Annotated in this window: 5 protein-coding genes; 3 read left to right on the forward strand and 2 right to left on the reverse strand. The window is 36.4% G+C overall.

Features of this window, described 5'->3' with window-relative positions; translation table 11 throughout:
- Window positions 1–390 precede the first annotated feature (390 nt).
- The gene (locus K4L44_09365; GenBank protein QZE12796.1) at window positions 391–1,839 is read left to right on the forward strand and encodes an alpha-L-fucosidase; all 1,449 of its coding nucleotides are present in this window, start codon (window positions 391–393) and stop codon (window positions 1,837–1,839) included.
- A 1,360-nt stretch (window positions 1,840–3,199) separates the two neighbouring features.
- On the forward strand, window positions 3,200–3,436 hold the full coding sequence (locus K4L44_09370; protein QZE12797.1) for a hypothetical protein: 237 nt from the start codon (window positions 3,200–3,202) through the stop codon (window positions 3,434–3,436).
- A gap of 226 nt (window positions 3,437–3,662) precedes the next feature.
- Here the strand turns inward: K4L44_09370 and K4L44_09375 are convergent, their stop codons facing one another.
- Both K4L44_09375 and K4L44_09380 read right to left on the reverse strand, forming a co-directional pair.
- A complete protein-coding gene (locus K4L44_09375) occupies window positions 3,663–5,192 on the reverse strand; it encodes a SusD/RagB family nutrient-binding outer membrane lipoprotein (protein ID QZE12798.1) in 1,530 nt (509 codons plus the stop codon).
- Window positions 5,193–5,203: 11 nt separating this feature from the next.
- On the reverse strand, window positions 5,204–8,329 hold the full coding sequence (locus K4L44_09380) for a SusC/RagA family TonB-linked outer membrane protein (GenBank protein QZE12799.1): 3,126 nt from the start codon (window positions 8,327–8,329) through the stop codon (window positions 5,204–5,206).
- Between the two features lie 812 nt (window positions 8,330–9,141).
- Here K4L44_09380 and K4L44_09385 point away from each other — a divergent pair.
- Window positions 9,142–11,346 (forward strand): TonB-dependent receptor, encoded by a 2,205-nt coding sequence (locus K4L44_09385; protein ID QZE12800.1) that lies wholly within the window; start codon window positions 9,142–9,144, stop codon window positions 11,344–11,346.
- The last annotated feature ends 58 nt before the right edge of the window (window positions 11,347–11,404 follow it).

Genomic DNA, 11,404 nt, shown 5'->3' on the forward strand with positions numbered 1-11,404 from the left:
AAATATAGAGATCACAACAGAAAGAAGTTATCTTATATTAAACAATACAGGAAAAGCACGAATATTTATATCTTTGATAAAACGAACAAACTAATACAATCCAAAAATAGCTTATGAAATACAAGATATTTTTAGCACTGTTATTATTCACAGCTTGTCAAAAGAAACCGAGTCGAAATTATAAGTTACCACAAGTTTACGACACCCCATAAATCTATGTAGAGAGCACCAACCCTTATACTCTTAGAATTCACGACAAAATGATTAAAATTCCATCTGGAGTTTCTCAATGGAAACTAAAAAAGTAAATTTTTAAGAAGTGGGCAAAACTCCCACTTCGTCCTAACAACAGAAATAGTACACTACTAATTAAATAAACACCAAAAGAGAATGAAAAAAACAATTTTAACAAGCACATTGCTATTGATGGCAATCGCTGTTTTCGCACAGTGGAAAGACAAAGAATATTATGTAGAGAAAGATCCCAAAGTACAACAAAAATTAGAAGATTGGAAAGACCTTAAACTAGGTTTTATGGTGCATTGGGGAGCATACTCCGTAGAGGGACTATGCGAATCTTGGCCTATCGTCTCTGAAGATGTAGAGTGGCTTACACCACACAAGGATATTCAGGCCTTTCGCAAACACTACTTCAACCTCGCAACCAAATTCAATCCTACGGAATTCAAACCAAGTGACTGGGCTGATCTTGCAGAAGATATGGGAGCAAAATATTTTATTTTCACCACCAAACACCACGATGGATTCACCATGTGGGACACCAAACAAACCGATTTTAAAATCACCAATCCAAAATATCCATATGCCAAATCAAAGCATGCAGACATCACAGGAGAACTATTTAATGCGATGCGTAAAAAGCATATGATGATTGGGGCATATCTTTCAAAACCAGACTGGCATCACCCTAAATATTGGACTCCCTCTTTTGATGCAGCCACAAGAAATGTGAACTATAAAATATCAAGACACCCTGAATGGTGGAAAGATTACACCGATTTCTTTTATAAGCAAGTAGAAGAGTTGATGACTCAATATGGAGATGTCGACATTCTATGGCTTGATGGCGCATGGGCTACAAAAACCAACAGAGGACAGGATATGAAGATGGATGAAGTGGGCGAGATGTGTCGCAAACACCAACCAGGAATCCTTGTGGTCGATCGTTGGATTGGGGGTAGATGGGAGAACTATCGTACTCCAGAGCAACATATTCCATCGGAGTCAGACAACACTCCATGGGAGTCAAACATGACCGTAAACTGTTGTTTCTCTTATCGTTTTGTCGACAGTCCTGAAACAAGAGTCAAGAGCAGTAGAGAACTTACCCACAAACTAGTAGACGTGGTATCTAAAGGAGGAAACTTCCTTATCAACCTAGGAGCCTCTCCTCAAGGATGGTTCAACCAAAAAGAGATCGAGTCAGTACAAGGTTTGGGACAATGGTTAAAATTAAATGGAAAGGCAATCTATGAAACTCGTGCTATTGCACCATTTGGAGAAGCAAACGTACGCTACACAAAAGCCAAAGACAACAGCAAGGTCTATGCGATAGTCCTTCTTTCAGAGGGAGAGCAGATGAAAAAGGCAATGCTTCCTGGCTGTCTAGTGGCCAAAGGCGCTACAGTAAGAGATATCGCTACAGGCAAAAGAGTACGATTCTCTCAACAAGGAAATGCCACACTCATCGACATGCCTAAGAAAAAAGGAGTGGGACACTATGCTGTAGCATTCGAGATCTCAAAAGTAGAGAGAATGGCAGGTAAAAAATATGGCATGTCTCAAGATGCAATAGATGCAGTAAATAGAAATAAATAACCTTTTGATTCCTAATAGAAATCTAGTTTCTAGCCATACCATAATCTACAAACATAGATTCCTTTCATCACATCGAGATCAACAGTAAAATCAAAAAGGAGAGGCTTCAATAGTCTCTCCTTTTTGATTCTAAAAAAATCTTATTTGTAATATTCCATAAAATAAGAACCTACCATATTTAATTAAATATTTATGAAACGAAAATGTCTTTACCTTAGCCCATTTCAACCGTTTTATGCTTCTTATAGTTTTCTGCCTGATGGAAGATATCATGGGTTAGTCTAAGAGGGTGACATTACTACGCCACAGTATTTGTGCAACATTGCGTTGCACTATATCAACATCTTACCACGCTTCAGCAAATTTTCGTATATATTTTAGGTTACATGGAGTATCAGAACCACGCAAATACGACGACACAAAATATGGTAAAAACATGACTGTCATATCAGGGCAAACACATGGGTTTGCAGCTACCATACAACATATTGTTGCTACAAAATAGAACGATATCAAATATGGTAATTAAAGGAGCATCAATAATCGATGCATCAACACCTGGGAGATAGGAAGCTCCTGCTTCCGTGTGTTGTTTCAATCTTTTTAAAATTATTGACTCAAGGAGTATTGCACGAAGTCTCGTGCAATCTCGAAGCGAGAGCTTCGAGGATCCCAGGAGCTGTCGCTACAAATCGCTATAACAATTTTACACGACATCCACCATGTAGGGGCATCTCCAAAGTACCTTTTGGCAAAACTCTATATAAACAATGAAAGAAACAGATAAAGCAATAGATGTAGCAACCTTAATTATAAGCGCAAATGAAAAAGTGCCCAAAATTACTGGAAATCAAACAAAAGAAGATATAAAAGCATCAATTTACGTAAATTAACTTTAATTATATTATACAATACAAAAAGTATTTTGCTATTTTACAAATAAATTATTTCTTTTTTGCAAAATTTAAAATTGAATATGAAAATGTCCTTAAAATTACTTGTTTCATCTATAGTCTCTTTTATACTTTTAATTATATCTTTTTACGTATTAAGTCAAAGTAATAATTTTAGTTCAGGATTAGTAGCTGTAATTGAACAACTATCAACTCTTTTAACATATATGACGCTCCTTTTGTTTTCAGGTTTCTTTTATAGAAAATACATTGTAAAAGATTAGATGTACTAATGGACATAACATATTCAGAAGACCCAAAGTACTTTAGTCTTTTCTTCAGGCGTAAATTCTAGATTTAGATGCAACACTTATTTTAAAGGCAAATGAAAAGGTTTCTACAATAAATCCTAACCTGCGTAGTAAAGTTTGATAGAATATTTTAAAAAAAACTTATATTTAATAATTATGAAAGAAAATGATAAAAAAAATAAAATTGTATTTCTTACTGGTATTATTACTGCAATTACAACGTTTACTCTCTTGAATATTTTTCTTGATGGAAAGATAATTGAGATACCTAAAGATACACTTGAAGGCAGAATCATTACTATTGTAGGGTACGGAACAATTATGTTTACGACTTCCCTTCTTGCATTTGTGACACTAGTGATATTGAAAAAGAAATCAAGACTATTTAAGTGAGAATCTTTAGTATTATAGATCCCGAATGTAGCAGGCAATTAAACCTATTATCTATCTGTGTTGTTTCTACTTTTTTATTTGTTTATACCTTTTGTTTTAAATTGCAAAATAGGTTGCTCACCTAAAACACCCAAACGAAAATAGCCCACAAGTAAAAACTTGTAGGCTATATATATACAGTATCCCTCTTTTATTATGGGGATACGAAACCATGACCATCACAAAACTATCTTTGCCACCACATTTTATCTCCTAACATGGCGTTTGCATTATACGAATTAGGATTCAGGTTTTTTTCAACGAGAGGATATGCTAGACGATTAATGAAAGTCTCTCCATTTAACGTCGCCGATGGGTCAGGTGCTGGGATCGGAATAAAATTAGGGAATCCAGTTCTACGGAACTCTGTCCATCCTTCGAATCCATCAGGAAAGAGAGCCAACCACTTTTGTGTCGTGATCTTCTCTTGATCAATAGTACCACTTACCGAAGCGATATAGTTCGCTATCTCTTTTTCCGTAGGAACAGGTCCTTGATAAACTTTATGAGACTCTTGGCTCCATTGCAACATACTTGCACGGATACCCTCTTCATAAAGTGATTTCGAATCACCTGAGACACCCAAGTTCATTACAGCCTCTGCTTTCAAGAAACAAACTTCTGCATAGGAAAAGATAAACATCGGAAGTTCTTTACCCGCATCTAGTGGCATGTATTTCTTTTTATCGGCATCATATGTATATTTAGAAGCGATAGGACCTACATTGGAATAGCTACCCAAGTCTCCTGTTGGAACGTCTTTTACAGCCAATCCATTTTGAACTCCTTTAAAGTTTGAAACATCATAAGGATCTTCATTATTACGAACAGCCACTGGTGCCCAATACATCTTCAATCGAGGGTCAACCACTCCTAGTTTGTCACCATTCATATAGATCTCCATGGTCTTACTCATACGGAACTCATTCCAATATGCAATCTCATGAATCGGGTTTGTTGCCTCTCTGTTATTTGGATCACTAGGCAGCACCGCAGCATCGTCATTGCTAGTCATCACTCCAGAAGCGATTGCTTTGGTTGCAGTCTCCCTCGCCAAATCAGGCTCCACATTAGAGATATGTATCGCCATACGAAGAAGCAAAGAGTTTGCAAAACGTTTCCATTTTGCTGTCGATCCTTGATAGATCACATCTGCACTACCAAATCCACCTGCTTCCATGTTTGGATCTAGTTTACTTATCGCATCCTCTAACTCTACAATCAAATTGTGGTAGATAGACTCTTGCGAATCATATTTTGGTTTAGAAATTCCAATACTTGCTTCACTATAAGGAATAGCCCCCCAAGTATCAGTCCATCTTTGAAACATAAAGGCACGATAAATACGAGCCATCTGCACACGATTTACATTCTCATTAGGATCCGCAATAATTTGATTTAGAACTCTAAAATGTTCACTATAAAATTCATTCCAAACGCCTTCGATCCAACCATTATTCATTGTATAACGGTCACTAGGAAAGTAGTTTGTTGTGTTTGCCCAATATTGGGCATATTGATTTACATAGAGACTCTGCATCAACTGGTAAATTCCCCAATTAGAAAATCCGCCTCGCTTCTCTACTGTTGTAAAAAGATATTTAGAATCTAAATCAGTAACCTGAGTCGGATTGTTATTCAATTGATCAAAATCAGATGTACAACCAGACAAAGCGACTAAAGCTAAAAGAACTTTTAATATATTATTTTTAAACATCCTTCGTATGATTAAAAGTTAAACCCAACATTAAAACCTAAACTTCTTGTATAAGGCTGACTAAATGCCTCAATACCTTGTACAGAATCAAAATTACTTGAAGAGCTATTAGGTACCCATCCATCGGTATTTTTATATACATACCAAAGGTTTGATCCATATACACCGACCACCACATTCTTTAAACTAAATTGGTCATTACCAATATCTCCAATTCGATAGCTTAACGAAAGGTTACTTAAAGAGATGTAAGAAGCATCATAAAGGAATGGCTCAACTGCTCCATTCTCTCCACCTACCGCTTGCCAATATTCTTGTGCAGTCACAGAAGTGGTATTCTTCTCTCCTGTCGTAGCATTCACACCTTCTACAACCATTCCACCTTCGCGATAATCTGTTGTGAAAGATCCATTACCGTTTCCTGCCAATACAGAATTTGTCCAAGAGTAAACCTCTCCTCCAAAACTCATATTAAACATGAAATCCAAGGTCCATTTTTTATATCTAAAAGAGTTACCCCATCCTAATAGAACATCAGGCTGATTATTTCCTAAATTCACATAGTCAGTGGTTAGCAAAGGGAGTCCATGATCATCCACCAATACATTGCCATCGCCATCTCTTTGATATCCGCGTCCATAGATATCACCATAACCACCACCAGCAGTAATTCGAATGTTGGCAGGAATAATATTGGAATTGGCCATCACAGAATAGTAATTTAAATCTTCATTCAATGAAACCACATAATTGGTATTTTTACTTGCATTCAAACTTGAAGTCCAATTAAATCCATTCTCGTTTCTGAAGACCTCAGCGGAGATAGAAAGCTCATGACCATAGTTCTGAATCTCTCCAGCATTCACCACACGTTGTTTGTATCCAGAAGAGGGAACATCATCGATGACTAAGATCTGATCTTTGGTACTATTCTTATAATAAGTATAATCCAATGACAGTCTACCATCAAATAATTTAAATTCCGCACCAATCTCATACGAAGTAGTCTGCTCTGGTTTTAAATCATCTGCAGGCTTCACAGGGTCCACACGACCAAATTGATTGCCATCTACTCCAGGCTGTAAAGTATAGGTAGAATTGGTTAGATATGCAGGAGCATCGTTACCCACTTTCGCAACGGACCCACGTAATTTACCATAAGTTAACCACTCTGGAAGAGAAACATCCATACGAGTAAGCATATCAGACCAAACCCATCCTAAAGATGCAGAAGGGTAAAAATAAGATCTATTATTCGATGGTAGCGTCGAAGACCAGTCATTTCTAGCTGTAATATCTAAATAGATAAAATGTCCATAAGAGAGTTGTCCAAAAGCATACAACGAGTTAATACGTTTTTCATCATGACTCCATTTGGTTTCAGGATTCGGTGTATTCGTTACAGAAAACCACCCTGGTACAGTTAAAGAATTGGCTGTCACATCTGTACGATCATAATAGTGATAATACATATTTCCTCCTGCAGATAGCGATGCAGACCAATCCTCATTAAAGTCCTTCTGGGCAGTAATCAAGAAGTCATTATTCATATCAAAAGATCTTGAACTTCCTTCGCTATAACGTCCAGACTGAAATGTTGGGTTTGCATATTTCGATTCCGAAGTGTTACGACTATAATAGTCGACTCCTGTACGAACAAACATAGACAACCAATCATTCGCTTTATATGAAAACTTTGCCATACCTAAAGTACGAGTTTTCTCTGCGGTAGACATCAAATTCTCTGTCAACCAATATGGATTCAAAAAGATGGTATTCTCATTAAAATAGTGATATGAGTGGTCTGGCGTTACATACCCCTGCATCATGCTATTTGGCAAAGAAGATGGTGTATAAATCAACCCTTTTACTGGGTTGGCAGCAGAACTACCAAAATCAGTCTTATTTTGATCGTTATTATACATCATATTGATCTTGGTATCCAAATCAAATTTGTCACTCAGATCAAATGTCGTACGCAAACTAACATTATATTTATCCAAAGTTACATTTGGCGTGATACTATTCATGTCGGTATAGGTCATTCCCAAAGTGCTTTGCACCTTCTCTGTACCACCAGAAATATTCACACTATTAACAAATTCATGACCCGTTTCATAAAAGTCACCATAACGACTTTTACTTTGATTTGCAGAGTACTTGGATCCATCAGGAAGCACTAGCTCTTGTCCAATATTCTTTGATCCCCAAGATGTATAAGCGTTGCTATTATTTCCTGCTCCAGTATAGAACACCCCATTGTTCCCTTGGACATAATCATATTGTAAACGGTCTTCATTTTCTTTTGCAATGGTATTAAAAGTAAATTTACCATTGTAACTCACCTTTACTTGTCCTGACTTACCCTTCTTGGTGGTGATTAAAATCACCCCATTGGCAGCTCTCGATCCATAAAGTGCAGCAGCAGTTGGACCTTTCAACACAGACATACTCTCGATATTATCTGGATTAATATCAGCTGCAGTATTTCCATAGTCTTTACCTCCCCAAAGGTCATCACCACCCAAACTTCTATTGTCTAATGGCACCCCATCAACAACATACAGCGGCTGATTGTTTCCAGCAATAGAAGAACTTCCACGAATCGTAACTCGGACTGATCCTCCTTCACCTGAAGCAGAGTTATTCACCTGAACCCCTGAGACTTTTCCTGAAAGAGAACTCATCGGATTGGAGTCTCCTTTATTGAGGTCATCCCCTCCTAAATCTTGAACAGAATATCCCAATGATTTCTTCTCCTTCCTAATTCCTAAGGCGGTCACAACAACCTCGTCAACCTTCTGAATATCGCTCTTTAATACAATTTGATAAGACTTTGATCCATCAACAACAACCTCTCGTGTTACCATTCCCACATAAGAGATCTGAAGTATATCCCCTTTTGATACTTTAATTTGGAAGTGTCCATCAAAATCTGTTATAGTCCCCATTGTGGTTCCTTTTACAACCACTGAAGCTCCAGGAATTGAAACTTGATCTTCTCCGACAACCTGTCCTTCTGCAATAATTTTAGTTTGAGCAAAAACAGAAAGAGAGAATCCCAAACACAGCCACACCAATATTCCTTTTGCAAGAAAACCGATCCTACTGAACAAGCATTTTTTTTGAGTGTTCATACAAAGTGTGTTTTAAAATTTTTACGATTTAACTTTTCATTTAGATATGCATACTAGATTACCAACAAATGTGCGCACCATTTGCGTAATGGTAAATGTATAAGTTAAGTGAATATTAAATAGAGAAGAGAATCTATTAAGAAACATGCTTTAAAATTTGCTTTTATACAATGAACTATCACACATATCACTAACCCATATTACTAAACATAAAACAAGCCTAATTTAGAAATACAGTTCACTAGAAACACTACATAATACTCTCTATAATAATACATTAGAATTCATTGTTAAAAAATATTTATTCTATAAACCAATCACCCATAAAGCTATAAAACCCACCCATAAAGCGTTAAAATATCGTAATTCAAGCAGGCTTTATAAGTTAACTAAATGTTAACAAGAATCGATTTAAGTCATAAATTGAAGAGGACAAGACTATTATTGATAAAGTAACTTAGGATTATAATTGACACTCTAAAAATAAAAGCTATTCATATTCCATAAGCTCTAGTATCCATCAGTCCATTCAGAGTTTAATCCTTTTAAACAGAATCTAAGCAACCTCAATTATTCAGAAAGGCCATCATTTCTATTTTCACACATTAACTTTATTTCACTTTTGACTATCTTTATCATCCTAACAAAATTCAATCATATTGGAATGAGATATCTTAAAATAATTATCTGGACTTCTATTTTATTATCAAGCATTAAAACTTTTGGACAGGTAAAAATAAAAGGAGTGGTTACTGACTCCATTCAAGCGATTCCCTATTGCACTGTGATACTGAAAGATACACTTCAAAAAAATGGTTGCTGGAGCGGTTACCAACTACGAAGGAGAATTTGAATTAAAAACAGACATAGGCTCATATATATTAGAGATTACCTCTATTGGCTATAAAAAATATCAACATTCTTTTCATATAGAGCAAAATCTATACTTAGGAACTATTTTGTTAAAAGAAGATATCCATTCGCTCTCGGAAGTGACCATCAAAAAAAGACGAAAAGTACTAGAAACAAAAGTAGATAGAATGATCTATAAGGTACTAAAAGAACCGATGAATGAAGGCAAAGATGGATTGGAAATATTAAACAACGTTCCTGGAGTATTGGCAAACCAAGAGGGCTTGAGTGTGGTCACCAAATCCAACTATAAGCTCTATATAAACAACAGGGAGCTGAAGCTGACCAAAGCAGAAATACTTATCTATCTTCAGGGTTTAAATGCCTCCGAAATCGATCGCATTGAGGTGATCACCTCGCCTCCTGCGAAATATGGGTCAGAGGGCGATTTTTGTGTCATAAAAGTGATAACAAAAAAAGAGAATAACCATATAAATGTTCATGCAAGAGGTAGTGTATCCTATGCCAATGAACCATACTATAAAGGAGGGGCAGCAATCACACTACAAGCAGGACGATGGACTTTATCATCAAATGCAGGCTTCCAACGAGGAACCAAAGAACCAACACAACGTTATCAAATTTACTATCCAAACTACCTTTGGGACGAATTGTCTGAAGATATCCAAAAGTCCTCTCAATATAGCCTCTATAACGAAGTGACCTATCAATGTAACGACAAAATTGAATTAGGAGTCACATATGCCATAACTTCTAGTGACCCAACCTTCAAATCTAAAAACAGTTCAAACATAAAGGGGTTGGACAACAAGACAGACTCAATCATTATAGTCCGAAACAATTTCGAGAAAGAGAGGGACTCAAAAGTGCTAGGGGCATATGCAGACATCCAATTAGACACCCTTGGAAAAGCGATTCATCTATGTTTTGACTACCTTGACTACGATATTACCAACCAAAGCAAATATGTCAGTGAAACAATCATATTTCCATTTTCTCCATATTCTTTTAAAAGACTTCGCAATAGTAGTTTTCTTTACGCAACCATCAAAAATGGACAAGTAGATGTTTCATTGCCTTTTTCATGGCTGGATCTGGAGCTTGGATCAAAATATTCGGTGATAAGCAATAAAAATGGCGTGGAATATGATAGCAACAAATTAAATGAGAATAATAGTTATGATTATGATGAGCAAAACTTTGCACTATATGGTTCGTTCTCTAAGAAAATAACGAGCCGATTGGATATAAAAGCGGGAATAAGATCCGAGACGACTCACTACAAACAACAAAATGAGACTCTGAAGAAAAGCAATGAAAAAAGTGTAACGAAGCTCTTCCCCTCTCTCTATATTAAATACCGCTCTCCCAAAGGAAATGCGCTATTTGCAAACTATCAGCGTCGAGTCGATCGTCCCTCTTTTAGATTGCTAGACCCATATCGTTTCTATACAACTCCTTATAATTACTCTGAAGGAAATCCATTTCTTGAAAACTATTTTACCTCCATATACACGGGGGGTATTGCAATGCAACACATGAATTTATCGATGAGTTACTATCATATCACCAACAAATATGACGAAGTAACTTTTGTAAATGACCAAACAGCGGTACAGGTGGTTAGACCAGAAAACTTCTATGATATGGATAGATTTCAACTCTACTTAAATATGAATTATGGAATCAAAAAATGGTACAAAGGTAGTCTAGACATGCTCGGTCTATACTCGCAAACCAAATCAAAAATCCCTAAGGTCGTTCCTTCGCTTTCGTCCTACACGGGGATCTTTGTCAGCAACAATACCATTATGATTCCCCATACTGGTATCGTATTTGATATCTCCTACCTATACTCCTCTCCTAGCCTTGCAGGCAGTTACGAGGTTTCCTCCTATAGTCAATGTGATGTAGGGGCAAGCATCATGATGTTTCATAAAAGTTTAAGATTTCAAGTAGACTATAGCGACCTATTTGACTCCACAGACAAAACTTTCACACAATACGTTCATGGAATAAAACAGGTAAATTGGGACCATATGGATATACAACGTATTCGATTTGCACTATCCTACTCTTTGAATAATAAATTCAAGAAAAAACACAGAGAGGATATTAGTATAGATCAGAAAAATAGACTCTGATAAAAGGGGTCGGTACGTCTTAAAAGAAACAGGAAATCGCAGAGATAAAAAACAATAT

This window comes from Prolixibacteraceae bacterium (genome assembly GCA_019720755.1).
In the GTDB taxonomy this organism is placed as follows: Bacteria; Bacteroidota; Bacteroidia; order Bacteroidales; family Prolixibacteraceae; genus Halosquirtibacter; species Halosquirtibacter laminarini.

What these genes read in the sequence shown, in the direction of transcription:
- K4L44_09365 (QZE12796.1), top strand. Translation starts at nt 391, where the DNA reads ATGAAAAAAACAATTTTAACAAGCACATTGCTATTGATGGCAATCGCT.
- K4L44_09370 (QZE12797.1), top strand. Translation starts at nt 3,200, where the DNA reads ATGAAAGAAAATGATAAAAAAAATAAAATTGTATTTCTTACTGGTATT.
- K4L44_09375 (QZE12798.1), bottom strand. Translation starts at nt 5,192, where the DNA reads ATGTTTAAAAATAATATATTAAAAGTTCTTTTAGCTTTAGTCGCTTTG.
- K4L44_09380 (QZE12799.1), bottom strand. Translation starts at nt 8,329, where the DNA reads ATGAACACTCAAAAAAAATGCTTGTTCAGTAGGATCGGTTTTCTTGCA.
- K4L44_09385 (QZE12800.1), top strand. Translation starts at nt 9,142, where the DNA reads ATGGTTGCTGGAGCGGTTACCAACTACGAAGGAGAATTTGAATTAAAA.